The 22,584-nt window shown below is 68.2% G+C and carries 22 protein-coding genes and 1 pseudogene; 16 read left to right on the top strand and 7 right to left on the bottom strand.

Features of this window, described 5'->3' with window-relative positions:
• Positions 1-159 precede the first annotated feature (159 nt).
• Entirely contained in the window at positions 160-567 is a 408-nt protein-coding gene (locus tag NI1_RS21260) for an SgcJ/EcaC family oxidoreductase (protein ID WP_067823586.1), read from the top strand.
• Positions 568-576: 9 nt separating this feature from the next.
• Here the strand turns inward: NI1_RS21260 and NI1_RS21255 are convergent, their stop codons facing one another.
• A complete protein-coding gene (locus NI1_RS21255) occupies positions 577-3,471 on the bottom strand; it encodes an Imm49 family immunity protein (RefSeq protein WP_067823583.1) in 2,895 nt (964 codons plus the stop codon).
• Positions 3,472-3,572: 101 nt separating this feature from the next.
• Here NI1_RS21255 and hemW point away from each other — a divergent pair, with 101 nt between their 5' ends.
• From hemW to NI1_RS21225, 6 genes are all read left to right on the top strand, one after another.
• Complete coding sequence (hemW, locus tag NI1_RS21250) at positions 3,573-4,778, top strand: radical SAM family heme chaperone HemW (RefSeq protein WP_067823581.1); 1,206 nt, start codon at positions 3,573-3,575, stop codon at positions 4,776-4,778.
• 117 nt (positions 4,779-4,895) lie between these two features.
• On the top strand, positions 4,896-6,041 hold the full coding sequence (locus NI1_RS21245) for an epoxide hydrolase family protein (protein WP_067823578.1): 1,146 nt from the start codon (positions 4,896-4,898) through the stop codon (positions 6,039-6,041).
• Positions 6,042-6,068: 27 nt separating this feature from the next.
• Positions 6,069-6,635, top strand: coding sequence for a thioredoxin family protein (locus NI1_RS21240; protein WP_067823926.1), 567 nt, complete (start codon positions 6,069-6,071; stop codon positions 6,633-6,635).
• A 158-nt stretch (positions 6,636-6,793) separates the two neighbouring features.
• Positions 6,794-7,834 (top strand): heat-inducible transcriptional repressor HrcA, encoded by a 1,041-nt coding sequence (gene hrcA, locus NI1_RS21235; protein WP_067823574.1) that lies wholly within the window; start codon positions 6,794-6,796, stop codon positions 7,832-7,834.
• A gap of 33 nt (positions 7,835-7,867) precedes the next feature.
• A complete protein-coding gene (gene dnaJ / locus NI1_RS21230) occupies positions 7,868-9,022 on the top strand; it encodes a molecular chaperone DnaJ (protein WP_067823571.1) in 1,155 nt (384 codons plus the stop codon).
• A 4-nt stretch (positions 9,023-9,026) separates the two neighbouring features.
• Positions 9,027-9,767, top strand: a complete 741-nt coding sequence (locus tag NI1_RS21225; protein ID WP_067823568.1) for a 16S rRNA (uracil(1498)-N(3))-methyltransferase — start codon at positions 9,027-9,029, stop codon at positions 9,765-9,767.
• Here NI1_RS21225 and NI1_RS21220 read toward each other — a convergent pair.
• A complete protein-coding gene (locus NI1_RS21220; RefSeq protein WP_157535240.1) occupies positions 9,751-10,242 on the bottom strand; it encodes a hypothetical protein in 492 nt (163 codons plus the stop codon). The genes NI1_RS21225 and NI1_RS21220 overlap by 17 nt on opposite strands.
• Before the next feature lie 203 nt (positions 10,243-10,445).
• Between NI1_RS21220 and NI1_RS21215 the strand changes: the two genes are divergently transcribed.
• The 5 genes and pseudogenes from NI1_RS21215 to era all read left to right on the top strand — a co-directional run bounded on the left by NI1_RS21215 (position 10,446) and on the right by era (position 14,780).
• Positions 10,446-11,513, top strand: coding sequence for a PhoH family protein (locus NI1_RS21215; protein ID WP_067823924.1), 1,068 nt, complete (start codon positions 10,446-10,448; stop codon positions 11,511-11,513).
• 22 nt (positions 11,514-11,535) lie between these two features.
• Positions 11,536-12,090 (top strand): rRNA maturation RNase YbeY, encoded by a 555-nt coding sequence (ybeY, locus tag NI1_RS21210; RefSeq protein WP_067823562.1) that lies wholly within the window; start codon positions 11,536-11,538, stop codon positions 12,088-12,090.
• A complete protein-coding gene (locus NI1_RS21205; protein WP_067823558.1) occupies positions 12,087-13,415 on the top strand; it encodes a hemolysin family protein in 1,329 nt (442 codons plus the stop codon). The genes ybeY and NI1_RS21205 overlap by 4 nt, the downstream gene beginning before the upstream one ends.
• Positions 13,408-13,719: pseudogene (locus NI1_RS21200) on the top strand (cytidine deaminase-like protein); the annotation flags it as partial. The gene NI1_RS21205 and the pseudogene NI1_RS21200, both read left to right, overlap by 8 nt.
• A 131-nt stretch (positions 13,720-13,850) precedes the next feature.
• Positions 13,851-14,780 carry a GTPase Era gene (gene era, locus NI1_RS21195; protein WP_067823552.1) on the top strand — a complete coding sequence of 310 codons (930 nt, stop codon included), beginning with the start codon at positions 13,851-13,853 and terminating at the stop codon, positions 14,778-14,780.
• A gap of 79 nt (positions 14,781-14,859) precedes the next feature.
• Here era and NI1_RS21190 read toward each other — a convergent pair whose 3' ends face one another.
• The gene (locus NI1_RS21190; RefSeq protein WP_067823550.1) at positions 14,860-16,269 is read right to left on the bottom strand and encodes an amidase; all 1,410 of its coding nucleotides are present in this window, start codon (positions 16,267-16,269) and stop codon (positions 14,860-14,862) included.
• A 136-nt stretch (positions 16,270-16,405) separates the two neighbouring features.
• On the opposite strand from NI1_RS21190, the gene recO reads away from it, so the two are divergent.
• From recO to NI1_RS21175, 3 genes are all read left to right on the top strand, one after another.
• On the top strand, positions 16,406-17,185 hold the full coding sequence (gene recO, locus NI1_RS21185) for a DNA repair protein RecO (RefSeq protein ID WP_067823547.1): 780 nt from the start codon (positions 16,406-16,408) through the stop codon (positions 17,183-17,185).
• Positions 17,186-17,572: 387 nt separating this feature from the next.
• Complete coding sequence (locus NI1_RS21180) at positions 17,573-18,373, top strand: isoprenyl transferase (RefSeq protein WP_084523496.1); 801 nt, start codon at positions 17,573-17,575, stop codon at positions 18,371-18,373.
• Positions 18,370-18,777 (top strand): hypothetical protein, encoded by a 408-nt coding sequence (locus NI1_RS21175; protein ID WP_067823544.1) that lies wholly within the window; start codon positions 18,370-18,372, stop codon positions 18,775-18,777. The genes NI1_RS21180 and NI1_RS21175 overlap by 4 nt, the downstream gene beginning before the upstream one ends.
• A 103-nt stretch (positions 18,778-18,880) precedes the next feature.
• Here the strand turns inward: NI1_RS21175 and NI1_RS21170 are convergent, their stop codons facing one another.
• Both NI1_RS21170 and NI1_RS21165 read right to left on the bottom strand, forming a co-directional pair.
• Positions 18,881-19,870, bottom strand: a complete 990-nt coding sequence (locus tag NI1_RS21170) for a hypothetical protein (protein WP_067823541.1) — start codon at positions 19,868-19,870, stop codon at positions 18,881-18,883.
• Between the two features lie 35 nt (positions 19,871-19,905).
• The gene (locus tag NI1_RS21165) at positions 19,906-20,523 is read right to left on the bottom strand and encodes a TetR/AcrR family transcriptional regulator (RefSeq protein ID WP_067823538.1); all 618 of its coding nucleotides are present in this window, start codon (positions 20,521-20,523) and stop codon (positions 19,906-19,908) included.
• Between the two features lie 103 nt (positions 20,524-20,626).
• Here NI1_RS21165 and NI1_RS21160 point away from each other — a divergent pair, with 103 nt between their 5' ends.
• Positions 20,627-21,598 (top strand): hypothetical protein, encoded by a 972-nt coding sequence (locus NI1_RS21160; protein ID WP_084523495.1) that lies wholly within the window; start codon positions 20,627-20,629, stop codon positions 21,596-21,598.
• Between the two features lie 70 nt (positions 21,599-21,668).
• Here NI1_RS21160 and NI1_RS21155 read toward each other — a convergent pair whose 3' ends face one another.
• Both NI1_RS21155 and NI1_RS21150 read right to left on the bottom strand, forming a co-directional pair.
• Complete coding sequence (locus NI1_RS21155; protein ID WP_067823535.1) at positions 21,669-22,076, bottom strand: Fur family transcriptional regulator; 408 nt, start codon at positions 22,074-22,076, stop codon at positions 21,669-21,671.
• A 3-nt stretch (positions 22,077-22,079) separates the two neighbouring features.
• Entirely contained in the window at positions 22,080-22,379 is a 300-nt protein-coding gene (locus NI1_RS21150; RefSeq protein WP_067721488.1) for an ArsR/SmtB family transcription factor, read from the bottom strand.
• Positions 22,380-22,584 lie beyond the last annotated feature (205 nt).

Here is a 22,584-nt window from a genome sequence, read left to right as displayed (position 1 = left end):
ACGTCAGACGGGTCGTTCCGACCGGCGGACGAGATTTTCCGCAGTTTTCCGGGAAATCCCCTGGATAGCAACCCCGGTTTGTGACAGGAGTCATAGATCGAATGGTGATCGACCCTGGACGGTTGACCTGCACTGCGGTTCAGGTTTCAAGATTCGATCATGACAACGTCAGAACTCGATCGCGCCGCCGATATCGAAGCCATCCACGCCGTCGTGGCCGCGGTCGACGCCGCGCAGCGCGCCGAGGACGCGGACGCCTTCCTCGCCCTCTTCCATCCCGAAGCCATCTGGACGACCGGTGGCGGGAAATTCCTGAACGGTCTCCCCGAGATCTCCGCCTTCACCCGCTCCGTCATCACCGGAGCCACCAAGGACGGCTACGCCACCTACACCCCCTACTTCCTCCGCTTCATCCGCGACGACGTGGCGGTGGCCAAGGTGCGCCAGCAGTACTTCAACCACGACCACGAACTGCAAGCCGAGGGGTCACCGCTCTACGGCCTCACCAGGGAGGACGGCCGCTGGCTGCTCACCTTCTGCCAGAACACGCCCGTCGTCGATCACTGACGCGGCGCTTCAGATCGCGAAACGAACTGTCTGCCAACGGCCGTCGGCGCCGAGCCGGATCGGGAAGAGGCGGTCGCCGTCGGCATCGTGGGAAACGCGGGGGCGCTGCACGATGTCCCTGCGGGACGGCTCGGTCCAATCGGCCGGAATGAGCGCGGCGGGTAGGTAACCGGAGCTCGCGGCCGGGAGTTTGTAGCGGTCGGCGGCGTAACAGACGGCCGCGAGGACGGGCCAGGCGATGAAGCCCCGGGGATCCGCGGGTCCGTGGGCGGACCAGTAGGCGCGGTGCTTGCGCAATGCCGCCACGACCGCGTTGTCCAGGTGGGGCTCGTCCTTGTAGCTGAAGAGCACCGCGTGCAGGATGCGCAGGGCGGGAGCGATGATCTGCGCCGCGTACTCGTCGGCATCGGCATCGGCGGCGGACAGCACCGTCTCGATTTCGGTTCGGGCGGAGTAGGTTTCGGTCCAGATCGACTGCCAGCAATGGGCCCAGTGATAGCGGAGATCGTCGCCCGGGGTGCCGGGGTCACGGGTGGCGGCGAGGGGGAAACCCGGACGGCCGTGCGTGCCGAGCAGGAAATCGGTGAGGCGGTGATTGCGGGTGATGACCGCGGGCCAGAGGGCGTCGAGGTAGTCGGCCAGGGACGGGGTGGCGGGGCTGCCCTCGGCGGGCTCGACCAGGCGGAGTTCGCCGGCGAGCAGCGCGCTGATCGGCTGCCGGCCGGCCGGGGCGAGGGCGGCCTGCAAGCGTGCGGTGGCGGCATTCGCGAGGGCGTCGAGCTGGTCGCGGAAATCGTCGGTGCGGCCGTGGGCGTCGGTGAAGGTGGTGAATCCGGTTCGGGTGTAGGCGGTTTCGACGAGTTCGCGGAGTTCTTCGGTGGTGGCGGGCGGCTTCACCGCGTCATCGGCCACCGCGTCGGACCGCGGCTCGATGTTGACGGGTTTGCGGCCCGCATGGCGCGCGACGAAGCGGGTTCCGAGCGCGCCCAGCGGAATTCCGGATGCCCGGCCCTGCAACAGCTCCATGCTGTCGTCGGCATTGAGCACCAGCGTCCAGGTCCGCGGCCATTTCTCGCCTGCGGCAACGGTATCCGCGTACAGGCGAGACAGGCTCGCGGCCAGATCGCGTACCGCGTCCGGGTCGGGGGTGAAGGGCCGGCGTTCGCCGTCCTCGGTCAGGTACTCGGGGGTGATCGGCATGCGATGACCGGTCCTGGTCGCGGTCAGCCAGGCCGTGGTCCGGTCGGCCGGTGCGGTCGCCGCCAGCACCGCACCGATGCGCTGATACAGCTCGGCCCGGGTCGTCTCGTGCGCGCCGGAATCGCCGGCCCCGCGATCCGCGGACACCTCCGCCGACCGCGCCCAATCCGGCCGGAGCAGGAAACCCTCGGGGAGATAGGCGGATTCGACCTCGATGGGGATGCCGAGATCCGCGGCCCAGCAGGCCAGGCCCAGTAACGGCAGCGAGAACACGCCCTCGGGATCATCACGCCAGGTGTCGTTGTCGAAGAACTCGCGATGCTTGCGCAGGGCGGTCACCAATTCGGCGTTGAATCCGGCCGGATCGGCTGCCGCCAAGCGGGTGAACACCTCGATCGTCGGCCGGATCAGCAGGTCCGCGGAGTGCTGTGCGCCCAAACGGCTTTCGGTGCTGATCGACGCTGCGCGCTCGCCCGCGGCCTCCGGTCCGCGCAGCCAGGCGGTTTGCAAGACCTCCGCCCACTCGTAGTGGAACTCGTCGAACAGCGTGCCGTCGTCGAAACTCCGCAGCCGATCCACCGGGTACTCCGCCAGCATCGCCATGGTCGGCGCATCCCGCGCGATCAGCGCCCACCAGAACGCCGCCCGCCACCCGGCGACCCGGTCGTTCTTGTCGAATCCGGTGGTGATCGAACCAGCCCGATAGCGTCCGCCCAGTTGCTCGGCGGTATCGGCCGCGCTGCGCCGAGTCGTGGCGTTGTTGCCCTGCGGATCGACCTCCGCCAGCAATCGGCCCAGGAACAGCGAGGTCGCCGACCGCACGAAATTCGGGCCTTCCGGCCGCACCGGCGGCATCGGAATCGGGTACACGATGGGCGCGACCGACCCGGCGTCCACGATCCGCACCTCGTCGATCCGATGCCGCTCGACTCGTGCGCGCTGCTCGGTGGTCTCGGCGAGCTCCCGCATTTGTGCCAGCTCCGCGGAATGCCACCAGTCCCGCCGCTCCATGAAACCGATCGGCAGATAATCCGATTCGACATCGACCCGCATGCCGAGATCCTGTGCCCAGCAAGCCAGGCCGAGCAGCGGTAGCGCCATCAGCCCCGCTGGATCCTGGCACCGGTCGGCGGTATCGAAGAAGGCCCGATGCCGCCGCAGGGCATTGGCCAGCTCCCAGTTGAATCCGTCCCGGTCGCCCGAGCCGAGCCGCACGAACACCTCGATCACCGGCCGCAGCAATCGATCCAGTGCCCGCGTTGCCCCGATCCGGTTACCCGTTTCGATCGCCCAAGCTTGCTCGGAAACCGATTCCGGCCCGAATCGCCTGCCCTCCTGGAGAATTCGCGCCCACTCGTAATGGCATTCATCGAAATCCCCGCCGCCGGACTCGCGGAGCCGCTGCACCGGGTAGGCCACGAGCGCCGCCATCGCCTCGTCGTCCCGCGCGATCAGCGCCCACCAGAACGCGGCCAGCCATCCGGCGACATCGGCACCACGATCCGCACCGGTCGCGCCCGACCGGTATCGAGCGGTCAACGCCTGCTGGGTCTGCCGCGCCCCGAACCAGACCGCCGGATGCCGAGCCGACGGGTCCTGTACGAGCATTCCGGTCAGCATCTCACCGGCGGCCGCCACCGCGATCGCCCCGGCATCGAACTCGTGCCGTGCCACCGTCTCGACCGTGCGATCGTCGTCCTGCATACCGCCCCCTAACGGCAGTGGATGCTATTCGAGCCGCGGTCGATTCGCAGGGCGGGATGGGCCGGTGCGGTGTGACGAGGGCTACTCGTCACACTTGAGTGATGACGAAGTCCGCCGATGCCGCTGTCGCCGACCAGCCTGTACCGGCGCTGCGCGATTTCGGGGGCGGACCGTTCGGGATCTACATTCACGTGCCGTTCTGTGCGACCCGGTGCGGGTACTGCGATTTCAACACCTATACGGCGGGGGAGCTGGGGACCTCCGCGTCGCCGCAGTCCTGGTTCGAGGCGCTGCGTGGCGAATTGGCCACGGCGGCTGAGCGATTCGCCGCTTTCCCGACCGCGACCCCGGCGGTCGAGACGATCTTCGTGGGCGGCGGCACGCCGTCGCTGCTGGGCGGGGACGGGCTCGCGGACGTCATGCGCGCGGTGCGGGACAACTTCACGCTGGCGGCGGGCGCGGAGGTGACGACCGAATCCAATCCGGAGTCCACCTCGCCGGAGTTCTTCGACAAACTGCTCGCCGGTGGGTTCACCCGGATCTCGCTGGGGATGCAGTCGGCGGCCCAGCATGTGCTGAAGATCTTGGACCGCACGCACACCCCGGGCCGGGCGGTGGCCGCCGCCAAGGAGGCGCGAGCGGCCGGATTCGAGCACGTCAACCTGGATTTGATCTATGGGACGCCGGGGGAGACGGACGTGGACCTGGACGCCAGCCTCGATGCGGTGCTCTCGGCGGGCGTCGATCATGTGTCGGCGTATTCACTGATCGTCGAGGACGGAACCGCGCTGGCCCGGCGGGTGCGGCGCGGAGAACTGCCCGCGCCCGACGACGATGTGCTGGCCGCGCGATACGAGCGCATCGATGCGCGGCTCGACGCGGCCGGCCTGAGCTGGTACGAGGTCTCCAACTGGGCCGCGAACGACGACGCCCGCTGCCGCCACAACCTCGGCTACTGGGACGGCGGCGACTGGCTCGGCGCGGGACCGGGAGCACACAGCCACATCGGCGGCGTGCGCTGGTGGAACGTGAAACACCCTGCGCGCTACGCGGATCGGGTGGCGCTCGGCGGACTGCCCGCCGCCGGATGGGAAAACCTCAGCGCCGCAGAGCAATACACCGAACGCGTCATGCTGACCGCTCGGCTGCGTACCGGACTTCCGATCCGGGACCTCGACGCCGGCGGTCGCGCCGCCGCGGAGCGGGTCGTCGCGGACGGGCTCGCCGAACTCCGGAACGAGCGGTTGATCCTCACCGATCGCGGCCGCTTGCTCGCCGACGCCGTGGTGCGCACCCTGCTGACCTGATCTGCCCGGCGTCACGCGCCGATCCGCCGGTTCACGCACCTTCGCGACCGGCGCTGACTAGGCTGGCGAAACATACGAGCCGCTGTTGGGTGGCGCTCCGGTCGCGAGGAAGTCGTCATGTTCGACGATGACATTGTCCCGTTCCAAGTGGACGTGCCGCAGGCGCAGTTGCTCGAACTGCGCCGCAGATTGAACGAAACCCGCTGGCCCGCACAGGTTCCCGGGGTCGGCTGGACTCGCGGCACCCCCGTGGCGGAGCTGCGGGAGCTGGCGGAGTACTGGGCCGGCCGGTTCGACTGGCGCGGCTGGGAGAAACGGCTCAACGCCTACCCGCAGTACACGACCGTCATCGACGGCGCGCGAATCCATTTCCTGCACATCCGGTCTCATCGCACCGGCGCCACACCGATGATCATGCTGCACGGCTGGCCCGGGTCGGTGGTGGAGTTCCTCGAAGTCATCGAACCGCTCAGCGACCCCGAAGACGGCAGCCAAGCCTTCGACCTGATCATTCCCTCGCACCCCAATTTCGGATTCTCCGGCCCCGCACCGGATGCGGGCTGGGACAGCATGCGCACCGCCCGCGCCTACGCCGAACTCATGCGGCGGCTGGGCTATCCACGCTATCTGGTGCAGGGCGGCGACTACGGCGCGTTCATCGGCCCGGATCTGGGCCGTGTCGACCCCGAACATGTGCTTGGCGTGCACGTCAACGCCGCCACCGGCGGCTTCATCCCATACGGGCCGGTGCCCGACGAGGTGGCCGCCACCCTCACCCCGCTCGAACAGCGGCGGCTGGCATCGCTCGGCGAATTCCTTTCCGACGGAAGCGGTTACTTCCGCATCCAGGGCACCCGCCCGCACACCCTCGGCTTCGGGCTCGCGGATTCCCCTGCGGCGCAACTGGCTTGGGTCGTCGAGAAGTTCCACGCCTGGACCGGGACCGCGGGCACCCTGGCCGAGCGGGTCGATCGCGATCACATGCTCGCCGACGTCTCGGTGTACTGGTTCACCAACACCGGCGCCTCCTCCGCCCAGATGTACTACGAGACGCTGCACTCGCCGAACACCCCGACGCTGTCGAAAACGCCGACGGCCGTAGCCAATTTCGAGGGCGACCCGGCCATTCGCCGCTTCGCCGAGCAACTCAACACCATCGTCCGCTGGACCGATTACGACTCCGGCGGCCACTTCGCCGCCATGCAGACCCCGGAGCTGCTGGTCGCCGACATTCGCGCATTCTGCGCCGAACTGATGGACTGATCGGCGCTCGTCCGGACAATGGGTGCCATGGCGCTCGAATCGTTCATGGCCCCGATCGGAACTCCCGCCCCGGACTTCAACCTCGAAGCGGTGGACGGCACCAAGGTCGGACTCGGCAATTTCGCCGAGGCCCCCGCCCTGCTGGTGATCTTCCTTTCCAACCATTGCCCCTACGTCCGGCGCATCGAGCAGGCGCTCGGCGCGGTCACCGCCGAACTGCGCGAACGCGGCCTGGTCACCGTCGGCATCGCCAGCAACGACATCGTCAACTATCCGGACGACGACGCCGAGCATCTGCGCGAACAGGTGCTGCGGGCCGGTTTCACCTTCCCGTACCTGCTCGACGAGGACCAGGAGGTGGCCCGCGCCTACCGCGCCGCCTGCACCCCGGACCTGTTCCTCTTCGACGCCGACCGCCGGCTGGCCTATCGCGGCGAATTCGACAAGGCGCGGCCCGGCAACAGCGTCTCCGCCGACGGTTCGGCGCTGCGCGCGGCCGTCGAACTGGTGCTGGCCGGCGAGCCGGTGCCCGAACCACACACCCCGAGCATCGGCTGCGGCATCAAGTGGAAGGCCGGTAACGAACCCGGGTGACCAACACCCCTCGCCCGGGTGAACCCGGCCGCGCGGGCAATTTGCCGATCGGCAACTAAACTGGATCTCGGATGTCCGGGAATCCGCGCGGTCACCGCTGTGCCGGTTTCCGGCGGGTGCACGGCAGATCCCGAAGGCGAACGAGGAGGTGGGGCCCCATGTCGAGCACCGAGCAACGTCGGCTCGAGGTCCTGCGGGCGATCGTCGCGGACTACATCGCGACCAAGGAACCGATCGGCTCGAAAACCCTGGTGGAACGGCACAACCTAGGTGTGTCCAGTGCCACCGTGCGCAATGACATGGCGGTGCTGGAGGCGGAGGGCTATATCGCCCAGCCGCACACCTCCTCCGGGCGGATCCCGACCGACAAGGGCTACCGGCAGTTCGTGGATCACATCTCCGAGGTGAAGCCGCTCTCGAACGCCGAACGCCGGGCGATCATGGAGTTCCTGGAGAGCGGTGTCGACCTCGACGACGTGCTGCGCCGGGGCGTGCGGCTGCTGGCGCAGCTGACCCGGCAGGTCGCCATGGTGCAGTACCCGACCGTGTCGGCGTCCACCGTGCGGCATATCGAGGTGGTGGCGCTGAATCCGGCGCGGCTGCTGCTGGTCGTCATCACCGACACCGGGCGCGTCGATCAGCGCCTGGTGGATCTGGGCAACCTGATCAGCGAAGAGGACCTCGCGGGGCTGCGCGGCATGCTCGGTAAGGCGATGGAGGGCAAACGGCTGGCATCGGCCTCGGCGTCGGTGGCCGAGCTACCCGAGCATGCGCCGCCGCGCCTGCGCGACGTATTGATCCGGGTATCCACGGTTTTGGTGGAGACCCTCGTCGAGCATCCGGAAGAGCGCCTGGTGCTGGGCGGCACGGCCAACCTCACCCGCAATGCCTCCGACTTCGCCGGGAATGGATTCCCCGGGTCGCTGCGTTCGGTACTCGAGGCCCTCGAGGAACAGGTGATCGTGCTGAAGCTGCTGGCCGCCGCTCAGCAACCCGGTACCGTGACGGTGCAGATCGGTGAGGAAACCAAGCTCGAACAGATGCGTGGAACGGCCGTGGTGAGTACCGGCTACGGGGTGACCGGTACGGTGCTCGGAGGCATGGGGGTGTTGGGCCCGACGCGAATGGACTATCCGGGGACGATCGCCTCGGTCGCGGCCGTGGCCCGATACATCGGTGAAGTGCTCGCCGAACGGTGAGCCGCGGAGACGAAACAGGACTAGAGAGCGCAAGTGGCACGGGACTATTACGCACTGCTTGGTGTCGCACGTAACGCGACCGACCAGGAGATCAAGCGCGCCTATCGCAAGCTGGCACGTGAACTGCATCCCGACGTCAACCCCGACCCGGGAGCGCAGGAGAAGTTCCGCGAGGTGTCGAGCGCCTACGAGGTGCTCTCCGACCCGGAGAAGCGGCGCATCGTCGACCTCGGCGGTGACCCGCTCGAATCCGGCGGCGGCATGGGCGGCGGGTTCTCCAACGCCGGCTTCGGCGGCCTCGGCGACGTATTCGAGGCGTTCTTCGGCGGTATGAACCAGGGCGGCGGCACCCGCAAGCCGCGCGGACGGGTGCAGGCCGGCGCGGATTCGCTGCTGCGCACGCGACTGTCGTTGCAGGAGTGCGCCGTCGGCGTCACCAAGCATCTGACCGTCGACACCGCCATCCTCTGTGACCTCTGCCAGGGTGCGGGCACCAACGGCAACTCCAAGCCGGTGCGCTGCGAAACCTGCGGCGGCGCAGGCGAAGTGCAGACCGTGCAGCGCTCCTTCCTCGGCCAGGTGATGACCTCGCGGCCGTGCCCCACCTGCCGCGGCGCGGGCGAGACCATTCCCGATCCCTGCCGCAAGTGCGGCGGCGACGGCCGGGTGCGCGCCCGCCGCGAGATCGCCGCGCCGATCCCGGCCGGTGTCGCCAACGGCATGCGAGTGCGCCTCGCCGCCCAGGGTGAGGTCGGCCCCGGCGGCGGCCCCGCCGGTGACCTCTACATCGAGATCGTCGAACAGCCCCACGACACCTACGTCCGCGACGGCGACGACCTGCACTGCACCATCCGCGTGCCGATGGTCGACGCCGCCCTCGGCACCACGGTCGTCGTGGACACCATCCTCGACGGCCCCGTCGAGCTGACCATCCCGCCGGGCACTCAGCCCGGCGAAGCGTCGGTGCTGCGCGGCCACGGCATGCCCAAGCTGCGCGCCACCTCTCGCGGCGATCTGATCGCGCACCTCGACATCGTGGTGCCGACCAAGCTCGACTCGAAGCAGTCCGACCTGCTCGAAAAGTACAAGGCCACCCGAGGCAACGAACGCACCGAAGTTCTCTCGGCCCAGTCCGAGCACAACTCCGGCCTCTTCGCCCGCCTCCGCGCCTCCTTCAGCGGACGCTGACCCCTTGGCCGCCACCGTCTTCTACCTCGACGAGATCCCCGAACCGGGTGCGACCGCCGTCCTCGACGGCCCGGAAGGCCGCCACGCCGCGACCGTCCGCCGCATCCGGGTCGGGGAGCCCATCACCCTCTCCGACGGGCACGGCCTCCTCGCCGACTCCGAAGTGGTAGCGGCCCAAAAGGATCGCCTGGAACTGAAAATCCTGAACCGGCGGGTGGCGGACCCGGCCACCCCGCAGGTCACGGTGGTCCAGGCCCTACCCAAGTCCGACCGGTCGGAACTGGCCGTCGAGCTCATGACCGAGGCGGGCGCGGACGCCATCGTCCCCTGGCAGGCGCTGCGCTGCGTCTCGAACTGGGAAGCCAAGGCCCGCAAGGGCGTCGAGAAATGGCGTGCCGCCGCCAAACAGGCCGCCCGCCAATCCCGCCGCCCCTACATCCCCGATGTCGGCGAATTGCACTCCACCCGAGAGCTGTTGGAGCTGGTCCGCACCGCCAAGTCGAACGGCGCGATCGTCGCCGCCCTGCACGAATCCGGTGCGGGCCGCCTCACCGAACTCGACTTCTCCGACGTCCCCGAGGTCGTTCTGATCGTGGGCCCCGAAGGCGGCCTGGACGATTCGGAACTCACCGCCCTCGCCGGCGCCGGCGCCGACATCGTCCTGCTCGGCCCCACCGTCCTGCGCACCTCCACGGCCGCCGCCGTCGCTCTCGGCGCGCTGGGAGCCCTTACCCCGCGTTGGTAGACCCGTCATTGTTCGCGTTCCAGCGAGCCATCGTGGCGGAGACGATCAGTACGAGTCCGGCGACCAGGACGTACAACCACGGTGTGTACTCCAGGTGGCTCTCGCCACGGGAACTGCCCGAATAGAGGTGGACCGGTGCGTTGGAGAATCCCGCCGCCACCGCCAAGAGCATGAGCACGATCAGCGCGGCGGTGACCACGACCAGGATATGCCGCACAGCGGGACCCTGGATTCGCGCGGGAAACAGCCCGATGGCCAGCAGCAGGATGGTGCCCAGGAGCAGCAGCGGCATCATCATCGGGCCGGTGTGTTCGCCGAGCTCCCACAGGGTGCTGTGATCCCCCCGCGGCCCGGTGTACCCGGCGATCGGGGCGATCATGCAAATCAGGATCGCGGCGGCACCCAGCACCAGGCGCACCGATCCGACCGGCCACTTGCTGTCAGGTCCGCCCATGGACATCCACTGATCAGACATCGGCGGAGTGTATGACGGAATGGCGGCGGACCCGCGGCGGTTGTGTTCCATCGGCGCGTTTGCGCAGCTGGTAGCGGCATATTCACTGGGCGCTGTCGGTCTGCGGCGCTAAACTTTCATCAACGAAGCAGAGCTCGAGACCGGGAAGCAGGCTATAGCCACTTTTGAGAACACCAGGCGAAATCGGCGACCAGAACACTCCCATCGCCGGCATCGGGGCCGGCGCCGACGGGTCCGGACCGGCGGGGCGGACCGTTCGTTCCAGCATCGAATTGGCACCGGAATCGGTGTTCGGATTCCTGGGTTCTGCTGACGAGAACCTGCGTGAACTCGAGCGTCACCTCGATGCCGACATCCATGTGCGGGGCAACTCCGTCACCTTGACCGGCAAGCCCGCCGACGTGGCCCTCGCGGAGCGGGTGGTGGCGCAGCTGGTAGCACTCACCGCGCGTAATCGCGTGGTCACCCCCGAAGCCGTGCGGCACACCTACTCCATGCTCACCGAGGGGTCTTCGGATTCTCCGGCGGAGGTGCTCAGCCTCGACATCCTGTCGCGGCGCGGCAAGACCATCCGGCCCAAGACGCTGAACCAGAAGCGATACGTGGACGCTATCGACGCGCACACCATCGTCTTCGGCGTGGGTCCGGCCGGTACCGGTAAGACCTATCTCGCCATGGCCAAGGCCGTGCAGGCGTTGCAGACCAAGCAGGTCAATCGCATCATCCTGACGCGTCCCGCCGTGGAAGCGGGTGAACGGCTGGGCTTCCTGCCGGGCACCCTGAACGAGAAGATCGACCCGTACCTACGCCCGCTCTACGACGCCCTGCACGACATGATGGACCCCGAGGCGATCCCGAAGCTGATGGCCGCGGGCGTCATCGAGGTCGCGCCGCTGGCGTACATGCGCGGTCGTACCCTGAACGATTCGTTCATCATTCTCGACGAGGCGCAGAACACCACGGCCGAGCAGATGAAGATGTTCCTCACTCGACTGGGGTTCGGGTCGAAGATCGTGGTGACCGGTGACGTCACCCAGGTCGACCTCCCGAACAATTCGCGCAGCGGGTTGCGGGCGGCGACCGAGATCCTCACCGATATCGACGATATTCACATCGCCTACCTCACCAGCAGTGATGTGGTGCGGCACCGGCTGGTCGGGGAGATCGTCGACGCCTACGACCGCTTCGAGGCGGAGAGTGCGCCTCAGGTGGGCCACTATCCGGGCAACCGGGCGCAGCGGCGTGCCGCGAGCCGGACGGCGAGGCACTGAACTCGGCCGATACCCTTAGCCCGTGAGTATCGAGATCGCCAACGAGTCGGGTATCGAGGTATCCGAAGAAGAACTGGTCAGCGTCGCGCGTTTCGCGATCGGTCAGATGGATGTGCATCCGGCGGCCGAGCTGTCCATGGTGCTGGTCGATCTCGACACCATGGCCGAACTGCACGAGCGCTGGATGGACCTCCCCGGTCCGACCGACGTCATGTCGTTCCCCATGGACGAGCTGGAGCCGGGCGGGCGGCCCGATGCCGCCGAGCCCGGCCCTTCCATGCTCGGCGACATCGTGCTCTGCCCGGAGTTCGCGGCCCAGCAGGCCGAAAAGGCCGGGCACTCCATGGATCACGAGCTGGCGCTGCTGACCGTGCACGGCGTCCTGCACCTCCTCGGCTATGACCATGCCGAGCCCGAGGAGGAGAAGGAGATGTTCGCGCTCCAGGCTTCGCTGCTCGAAGGCTGGTACGAGAGCCTGCGCGAGGCGCAGCGCCGCGCGGAACTGGCGGAACGGGATCGCCGGCTGCTGGGCAAGACCGGATTCACCGATGCCGGTGATCCGTTGGATCCCGCGTGAATTCGTTCGTTCTGCTCCTGCTGGCCATTGTGCTGGTGCCCGCGGGCGGGGTGTTCGCGGCGCTGGATTCGGCGCTCAACACCATCTCACCGGCCCGGGTGGACGACCTGGTGCGCGCCGAGCGCACCGGCGCGAATCGCTTGGCGCGCATCATCGCCGACCGGCCGCGCTATGTGAACCTCATGGTGCTGCTGCGCTTGACCTGCGAGATCACCGCGACGGTACTACTGGCCGCGGTGCTCATGGACTGGCTCGGCGAAGCGGCCGCGCTGATCATCACCGCCGCCGTCATGGTGCTGGTGGACTACCTGGTCATCGGCGTCGGCCCGCGCACGCTCGGCCGCCAGCACGCGTATTCGCTGGCGCTGGGCGCATCGCTGCCGCTGCTGGCCATCGGACGGCTGCTGGGTCCGATCAGCAAGCTGCTCATCCTCATCGGTAATGCCATCACTCCCGGTAAGGGCTTCCGCAACGGCCCCTTCGCATCCGAGATCGAACTGCGCGAAGTGGTCGACCTCGCCGGTGAACGCGGTGTGGTGGCCGATGACGAACGCCGCATGATCCAAAGCGTTTTCGAGCTCGGCGACACCGCCGCCCGCGCGGTCATGGTGCCGCGCACCGAGATGGTGTGGATCGAAGCCGAGAAGACCGCCGCGCAGGCCATGTCGCTGGCGGTGCGGTCCGGGCATTCGCGGATCCCCGTGGTCGGTGAGAACGTGGACGACATCCTCGGCGTCGTCTACCTGAAAGACCTTGTCCCGTACACGGATCGGGGCAAGAAGGTGAAGGTGCGCGATGTCATGCGCCCCGCCGTCTTCATGCCCGACTCCAAGCCCCTGGACGAGCTGCTCGACGAGATGCAGCGCCGCCGCAATCATCTGGCGCTGCTGGTCGACGAGTACGGCGGCATCGCCGGGCTGGTGAGCATCGAGGACATTCTCGAGGAGATCGTGGGCGAGATCGCCGACGAATACGACACCCACGAGGTCGCGCCCGTGCAGGACATCGGGCACGGGAAATACCGTGTCTCGGCGCGACTTCCGGTCGAGGACCTGGGCGAGCTGTTCGGCATGGAGATCGACGACGAGGACGTGGACACGGTGGGCGGCCTGCTCGCGCACGCTCTCGGCCGCGTCCCGTTGCCGGGGTCGAAGGCGGTCATCCACGGTCTGCAATTGAAGGGGGAGGGCGGCGCGGACGCGCGCGGCCGGGTGCGGGTGCACACGGTCGTGGTGCGCCAGGCGCTGCCCGAGAAGACGAAAACCGAACCGGCGGAAGACATGCCGGGACGCGGTGCACACGAGGACGGAGAAGGCGATGACTGAACTGGATGCCGAGGACAACAAGCTGTTGGTCTTGGCACGCGGGGCGATGGGCCGCACCGGCGGCAATGGCGGTGCGGCGGTACGCGATACCGACGGCCGCACCTACGCGGCCGGTGAGGTGACGCTGGAAACGCTGCGGCTGACCGCGTTGCAGGCGGCCGTGGCGGCCGCGATCTCCAGTGGGGCAGCGGGTTTCGAGGCCGCCGTGGTGGTCGCGGGCAAGTTCTCCGACCCGGGCGTCTTCGCCGTGCGCGAGGTGACGGCCGGAGCCAAGGTCATCTTCACCGATCGGACGGGCAAGGTCTACGAGACCGTCGAGAGCTCCCTCGACGAATACGGCGTCGAGAACCCGGTCTCCGCGCAGCACGACAACCTCGCCGGGGCACGTGAAGTCCCGGCCGGACTGGATCTCGATACCGAATCGGAGGTGTTCGAATGAGCGACAGCGGACTGGGGAACAAGGACACGGGCGAATTCCGTTCCGGCTTCGTCTGTTTCGTCGGCCGGCCGAACACCGGCAAGTCGACGCTGACCAATGCCCTGGTGGGGCAGAAGATCGCGATCACCTCCTCGCGCCCGCAGACCACCCGGCACACCATCCGCGGCATCGTGCACCGTCCGCACACGCAGCTGATCCTGGTGGACACGCCCGGTCTGCATCGCCCGCGCACGCTGCTCGGTCAGCGCCTCAACGATCTGGTGCGCGATACGTACTCCGAGGTCGATGTGATCGCCATCTGCATCCCGGCCGACGAGAAGATCGGCCCCGGTGACCGCTGGATCGTCGACCAGATCCGGACCATGGCGCCCAAGACCAAGCTGCTCGGTGTGGTCACCAAGATCGACAAGGTGAACCGGGACCAGGTGGCGCATCAGCTGATGGCCGTCTCCCAATTGCTCGGTCCCGAAGCCGAACTGGTGCCGGTCTCCGCGGTCAAGGGCGAGCAGGTCGAGACGCTCATCGACGTCATCGCCTCGCAGATGCCCGAAGGCCCGGCGTTCTACCCGGACGGCGAGCTGACCGACGAGCCCGAGGAAACCCTCATGGCGGAGCTGATCCGCGAGGCGGCCCTGGAAGGCGTGCGCGACGAGCTCCCGCACTCCCTCGCCGTGGTCATCGAAGAGGTGCTGCCGCGCGAGGAGAACGAGGACATGCTCGACGTCCACGCCCTTCTCTACGTCGAACGCCCCAGCCAGAAGGCCATCATCATCGGCAAGGGCGGCAACCGGCTCAAGGAAGTCGGCACCAACGCCCGCAAGCAGATCGAGCACATCCTGGGCACCCGCATCTACCTGCACCTGCACGTGAAGGTCGCCAAGGACTGGCAGCGCGACCCCAAGCAACTCGGCAAACTCGGCTTCTAGAGCAGACCGCACGGTCAGTGGGAAATGGTTGCGGGGTGCTCTCGCGCGATGCCGCAACCATTTCCCACTCACCGATGGGTCAGCTCCACCAGGGGGTGGGGCGGTGGGTGTGCCACTGGAGTTCGGATTCCAGTTGGGCGGCAACGGAGACCAGCAGGGCTTCGGAGTTGGCGGGGCCCATGAGCTGCGCGCCTACCGGGAGACCGGATTCGGTGAAGCCCGCGGGGACGTTGACCGCGGGCCAGCCGAGGACATTCCAGGGCCAGGTGTAAGGGCAAGCGGCGGTGATGAGTTCGTCGGTCGCCCAGGAGCCGATGCCGTCGATTTCGTGCACACGCGGGGGCGGCGTGGCGGTGGTGGGGGCCAGTACCACGTCGAAGTCCTTGAAAATTCCGCCGATTCGCTTCTGTAGCAACGGCTCTGCCTGGCGTGCGGCGAAGAGTACGGGGGAGAGGATGCGGCCGACCAGGGCATTGTGGTCGGTGCGGGGATCCACCTTCGCGCCCGGAAGTCGTTGCAGGGCTTCGCGAATGCCGACCATGGAGCGCGGCAGGAAGGTCGCGCCGGCGAGGACGCCGTACTGAATATCGGCGACGGTCACCTCGTGGCCGAGGGCGCGCAGGGTGTTCGCGGTGGCGCGGACGCGGGCTTCCACCTCGTGGTCGAGGGCGGTTCTGGTGCCGGTGAACGGAATTCGCAACGACAGGGCGATGCGCAGGCGGCCCGGGTCGCGGCCGACGGCATCGGAGGCGTTGACGGCGGGCGGGGTGTGCAGGTCGCCCGGATGCGGTCCGGCGGCGGCATCGAGCAGCAGCGCGGCGTCGGCCACGGTGCGGGCGAGCGGGCCGTTGACGGTGAGCCCGTAGAACGCTTCCGGCAGCGGCCAGGTGGAGATGCGCCCGCGCTGCGGTTTGATGCCGACCAGGTTGTTCCACGCCGACGGGATGCGCACCGAGCCCGCGCCGTCGGAACCCAGTGCGGCGGGGACCAATCCGGCCGCCACCGCCGCGGCCGAGCCGCCCGACGAACCGCCCGGCGTGTGCTGGGCTCCCCACGGATTCCGGGTGTGCCCGAACGCGTCACCGCTGGTGAACGGGAGCTGCCCGAGCTCGCAGGTATTGGTCTTGCCGACGATCACCGCTCCGGCGAGACGCAGCCGGCGCACCGATTCGGCATCCTCGGTCCGCACCGGGAAATCCCCGCCGCACCCGAAAGCCGTTGGCGTACCGGCCAGATCGGTGTCGTCCTTGATGGCGAGCGGAACCCCGAGCAGCGGCGCCCGCGCACCCGCCGCGAGCTTGCGATCCGCTTCGGCCGCCTCGGCCAGCGCTTCGGCCCGCCGCACGATCCGGAAGGCATTGAGCCCGGCCTGACTGGCCTCGATCCGATCCAGCGCCGCGGTGGTCGCCTGCACCGAGCTGACCTTGCCCGTCGCCAGTGCCGCCGCGAGCTCCGCCAACCCGAGTTCGCCGATAGCCGCCATCGTCATGTGAGTCCCGTCTCCCTGCCGTCGAAGTGAAACGTAGCGCGATCCTGGTCACACGTCCAACGTGAGTGCGCCTCAGCTTGCGAACTCGCGGCCGACACGGCGCCGCCCGGTCGGTGCCGCATGCGAGACTGTCTCGGTGCGGTTGTATCGGGATCATGCGGTGGTGGTTCGCCAGCACAAGCTGGGCGAGGCCGATCGCATCGTCACGTTGCTGACCCGCCAGCACGGCCTGGTGCGCGCGGTCGCGAAGGGCGTGCGGCGAACCCGCTCCAAGTTCGGGGCGCGGCTCGAGCCGTTCGCCTACGTCGACGTGCAGCTGCACCCCGGCCGCAACCTCGACACCATCACCCAGGTGTCGACGCTGGAAGCCTTCGCCGCCGATATCGTCGCCGACTACGGCCGCTACACCACCGCCTGCGCGGTCCTCGAAACCGCCGAACGCCTCGCCGGTGAGGAACGCGCCCCGGCCCCCCGGCTGCACACCCTCACCGCGGGAGCCCTGCGCGCTCTCGCCCTGGCACACCGTCCCCCCGAACTCATCCTCGATGCATTCCTGTTGCGCGCCATGGGTTTCGCGGGCTGGGCCCCGGCCCTGGAGGACTGCGCGCGCTGCGCCACCCCCGGTCCGCACCGCGCCTTCCACGTCTCCGCCGGCGGCGCGGTCTGCGTCCACTGCCGCCCACCCGGCGCCGCCACCCCCATGCTCGGCGTCCTCGACCACATGAGCGCGTTGAATCGCGGCGACTGGTCCGGCGTCAACGCCGTCCCCGACTCCCACCGCCGCCAGGCCAGCGGCCTCATCGCCGCCCACCTGCAATGGCATCTGGAGCGGCAACTCCGCACCCTCCCGCTCATCGAGCGCGCTCGTCCCCACGAACTGGCCGACCGCCCCGAATCCGCCCCGGCCCTGGGCTGATCGTCCGGCCCGGACAATTCCGAACCCGACTTCGCCCGTGGCGAGCGGCCCTCTCCGCGGTGGTGTCACGCCGGTCCGGCGCTCACCACGTGGGCCGCGTTCGCGGTGCACAGTCCGATCCCGGCGTACGCGACCTCGATCATGATGCTGCCGCTGACCGTTGGCGCCGGCGCGAGCGATGCTGCGCCGGACCGGGGTGGATCCGTACGCACGCCGATACTCGCCGCGCGATAACGGTGTTAATCGGTGCTCGCACCCGGTGGCACCGGGCCCGCGCGGTGCTGTGGGACGCGACGGCGGGGGCCGGATGTGGGCGGGGTGTGGAGATGGTGGGAGGAAGGCCGTGGTCTCGTTCGGCGGGGCGGGGGCGTCGGGCAGGATAGGGGCGTGATCGGTAACCGCAGCAAGTCCGAAGCCGGGGCCACCCGTACTGTGCGCCCGCCGTCGCCGCATCCTTCGGGGGCGACGCCGCCCAATATTCCGGCGGAGTTCGTGCCCAGGCATGTGGCGCTGGTGATGGATGGCAACGGGCGCTGGGCGCAGGAGCGCGGGCTGCCGCGGACCGCTGGGCACGAGCGCGGGGAAGCGGTGCTGATGGATGCGGTGGAGGGGTGCATCGAGATCGGGGTGAAGTGGCTTTCGGCTTATGCGTTCTCCACCGAGAACTGGCGGCGGTCGCCGGATGAGGTGCGGTTCCTCATGGGGTTCAACCGGGATGTGATCCGGCGGCGGCGCGACGAGATGAACGAAATGGGGGTGCGGGTGCGCTGGGCGGGGCGGCGACCGCGGTTGTGGCGCAGCGTGATCAAGGAATTGGAGGTCGCGGAGGAGCTCACCAAGGACAATACGGTGATGACCTTGACCATGTGCGTGAACTACGGCGGGCGGGCCGAGATCGCCGATGCCGCACGGGAGATCGCGCGCCGGGTGGCGGCGGGTGAGCTGGATCCGGAGAAGATCAACGAGACCACCTTCGCGCAGTACCTGGACGAACCGGATATGCCGGATGTGGATCTGTTCCTGCGGCCCTCGGGTGAGCTGCGCAGCTCCAACTTCCTGATCTGGCAGGCCGCCTACGCCGAATTCGTCTACCAGCACACGCTTTTCCCGGATTTCGATCGCCGGAACCTGTGGGACGCCTGCCTGGAGTACGCCAAGCGGGATCGCCGGTTCGGAGGCGTCAAGTGAGCGATCAACCCAGCGCGGCCGAGGAGCTTCAGGCGCGCGCCGGAGCCGTCCTCGCGGGCTACGACGTGAACGTGCGTGTGGAAGGCGGCGGCCTGGACTTCACCTTCGACGGCGCGCTGTGCTCGCTGCGCGGGGTGAATCTGGCTCCGGGACTTGACGTGCTGACGCTGACCAGCGTGCTGGCCTGGGATCGGCCGTTGAAGGCGCAGCTGCACAAGAAGGTCGCCGAGCGCAATGCGGAATTGCAGTTCGGCTCGATCACCGTGATCACGCGCGGCCAGCAGGCCGATGTGATGCTGCGCTACACCTTCCCGGCCGCCGGCCTGGAGGACGAGGCCCTCGCCACCATGCTGCTGCTGGTGCTCTCCGGTGTCGGGCGCGCCCGGCAAGGCTTGGTGCCGTAAACACCCGTCATTCCGGCGTGCTCTTGGCCGGAATCCACACGGTTCGTTGAGCATTCGCGACGTATGGATCCCGGCTGAAAGCATGCCGGGATGACGAGAGGGCTCAGGCGACGTTGATCACCAGCGTGGCCGGCGTCGCACCGAGATTGCTCAGCACCTTGTTGTTGTAGCTGAGCGTGTAGGTCCCGGTCCCCGGCGCGGGCAGCACGAACACCACCGGCGTCAGCGCCTCGATGGTCCGGCTCTCCGAGGACAGCAGCTCGTTCACATTGCCGCGCTCGTCGGCCGCGATGGTCCCGCTCGAGGTCTCCAGTTTGAAGTCGTCGTCCCACACGTTGTATCCGCCTGCCGCGCAACCGGTTCCGCAGGACAGCTTCAAATTGAGCGCGACCGTCATCTTGCCCTGCTCGCCCTTCTTGTAGCTGGGCGCGAGTTCCCCGCCGGTGATCTCGACGGTGATCGGGGCCTGCACCAGCTTGCCGGTCACGGTCAAAGCCTTGGGCTGGACGCTCTCCGCCTTGGCCGATGCGGCGAGCGGGAACTTGGTCTGATTGTCCGACCCCTGGCCGAACACTACGGTCAGCTTGTCGAGCAGATGCTCGAAATCGGAGGTCTGCGGCACGCTGGTACTGATGGTGCCGGCCGCCGAACCCTTACCCGGAACGGTGGGAATGTCGTAGTTGGCGACATTGTCGACCTTGCCGTTGTTCTCCAGGAACAGGATCGAGGAGTCCACGGCGGCGGCTTTCCCGGTGTTGTTCTTGTACGTCAGGTCGATACGGACCTTGGAGTTCTCATTGGCCCCGCCGGGCACCACGGTCGCCTTGTTCACGGTGATGGTGAACCCGTCCCACCAGCCGGTCTTGCCGATCTCGCGAACCACCGACCGACCCGCCGAGGCGGTGCCGGACGCAGCCGTGCCGCTGACATTCCGTTGTCCCGCGGCGGTTCCGTTCGGATCGTGCGCCGAATGATCTTCTTTGTCGTTACATCCCGCCAACAGCAGCGGCGTCACCCCGAGCAGCAAGATGGCCGCGAACCGGGCGAAGCGATGGCGGCCGGCCGCCGAGTTGGTCTGTCGTGTGCTGAGCACATTGCCTCCGGTTCAACGCGATCCCCTCAGCAGTATCAACCCGCGGACGTCGCGGCGTGCCGGTAACCGGGCAAGAGCTGTTCGACGCCGCGCGCGAAGGTCTCCGGGTCGGTGTCGCCGAGGATGAGGTGCTGGAGGATGAACCCGGGTAGTAGCCCGAGGAACGCCATGGCGACGGCGTCCAGATCGGTATCGGCCGGGAGCCAGCCGAGCTCGCGCATCCGCTCGGCGTACTCGCGCCAGAGCCGCCGGATGCCGCCGATATTGGTGCGTACGTAGTCGGCGATGTTCGCGTCGGTGAGGGCCAGCGCCCAGGCCTGCGGGATCAGTCGCACCGGTCCGTCCGATTCGCTGAGGCGGACGATGGTTTCGGCTATGGTGCGGATGAGTTCCGGGGGAGTGGGCAGCGGATCGCTGTAGACGGCTTCGGTGAGCGCGGCGCGCAGGTCGACCGTGGCCTCGGTGGTGAGGGCCGCGATGATGTCGTCCTTGGATTTGAAGTACCGGTACACCGCACCCGCCGAGAGCCCGGATTCGGTGAAGACGTCCTGCATGGTGGTGGTGTGCAGACCCTTGCGGGCGAAGCAGGTCTGCGCGGCGTCGAGGATCTGCTGCCGGCGGCGTTCCAGGTGTTCTGCACTGACTCGGGGCATGACCTCAAAGTAAAACGAATATCCGTTCTTGACAAGGTGACAGCCGGATGTCAGGGTTGTCCCAACAACAAAGAACGAACATTCGCTTTCTTGGAAGTGCCTGATGAACATCACCCAGCGCGCAGTCGCCCTCGGCCTCGTGGCCGCCCTCATCCAAGCCGTCATGCTGATCGCCTTCGCCTGGCCCGCGGCCAATGTCGGGCCGCGTGATCTGCCCGTCGCGGTGGCCGGCCCGCAGGCCGCCATGGTCGCCCAGAAGCTCACCGAGCATGATGCCGACGCCTTCGACATCCACACCGTCACAGACGAATCCGCGGCGCAGGCGGCCATCGAATCGCGAGATGTGTACGGGGCCATCGTCACCGGCAACGGCCAGCCCCGCGTCATGGTCGCCTCCGCCGCCAGTCCGATGGTGGCGCAGCAGCTTTCGGCCATCGCCCAGCAGCTCTCGGGGACTCCCGCTGCCGCCGTGCAGGATGTGGTCGCCGCCGACTCCGACGACCCGCGCGGGGCCGGTTTCGGTGCGATGGTGCTGCCGCTGGTCATGTCCTGCATCGCCGCCGGTGTGCTGCTGACCCTGCTGGTTCCGTCCGTCGCGGCCCGCGGTCTCGGCCTGCTGACCTTCGCGGTCGTCGGCGGCCTGCTCAGCATGGCCATCGTGCAAGGCTGGTTGTCGCTGCTGCCCGGTTCGTACCCGGCCCTCGCGGCGGTCGCCGGGTTGGTCTCGTTCGCGGCTGCCGGAGCGGTCGTCGGTCTGGCCGCCGCAATCGGCAAGGCGGGCATCGGCGTCGCGGCGCTGACCATGCTGCTGGTCGCCAACCCTTTCTCCGCGGCCACTTCCGCGCCGGAACTGCTGCCGCAGCCGTGGGGGACCATCGGCCAGTTGATGCCGCCGGGTGCGGCCGCGACCCTGTTCCGCTCGGTCGCCTACTTCGGCGATGCCTCGATCGCGCGTCCGCTCGCGGTGCTGCTGGTGTGGGCGCTCGCCGGAGTGGTGCTGCTCGGCATCGGTTACCTGCGCACCCCGCGCCCGGCGGCCGCGGCGGTCGCGCCGGAACCGGTGTCCGTGCACTGATCGGCTGATCGCGGCTCGAAAAGCGAAGTGCCCCTTGCGTGAGACGCAAGGGGCACCGAGCATTTCCGGATCAAGCCTGGGAGCACTGCCGGCAGGTGCCGAAGATCTCCATGGTGTGGCTGATATCGGTGAAACCGTGTTCGGCCGCAATGGAATCCGCCCAGGCTTCCACCGTCGGGCCCTCGACCTCCACGGTGCGCCCGCAGTGCCGGCACACCAGGTGATGATGGTGCCCGGTCGAGCACTGCCGGTACACCGATTCCCCGGTGTCGGTGCGCAATACGTCGACCAGGCCGGCCTCGGCCAGCGATTGCAGCGTCCGGTAGACCGTGGTCAGTCCGATGCCCTCACCGCGCTTGCGCAGCTCGTCGTGGAGTTCCTGCGCCGAACGGAATTCGTCGATGTCCGACAGGAGGGCGGCGATGGCGCTGCGCTGGCGGGTGCTGCGCACGCCTACCGTCTTCTCGGTTGTTCCCACGGATCACCCTTCCTCGGCGTGGGCGACGGCATCGATGACGATGTGCGCCAGATGCTCGTCGACAAGTTCGTAGATGACTTCGCGGCCGGTGCGCTCGCCGCGGACCACACCCGCCGATTTGAGGATCCGCAGGTGCTGCGAGATCAACGGCTGGGTCACCCCGAGGGTATCGACCAACTCGTGGACGCATCTCGGGGATTCCCGGAGCTGGAGCACGATGGCGATGCGCACCGGCGCGGCCAGGGCGCGCAACAGCTCTCCGGCGGAGTCCAGGATGTTCCGCGAGGGGACCGCGGGCGGCATCGGAGACCGGTAGGGATACGGGTCGTGCGGGATCGCAGCCGGGGGTTCCGTCGCGACGTGCGAACGCCGCAGGGGAGCGCCGCTGTCCGTGGTCATCAGTACCAACTCCTTATTGGAAACCGATGCCATTCTTATATGCACGGGTGCGCATGTCAATCCGACACTCCTTGACCCGCAGGGGCTACGCCCCCCGAACCCCCGCGTG

It is taken from the genome of Nocardia inohanensis NBRC 100128 (assembly GCF_001612945.1).
Lineage (GTDB): Bacteria > Actinomycetota > Actinomycetes > Mycobacteriales > Mycobacteriaceae > Nocardia > Nocardia inohanensis.
Note: the sequence above shows the minus strand (reverse complement) of the source record. Positions and strands in the feature narration are given on the sequence as shown.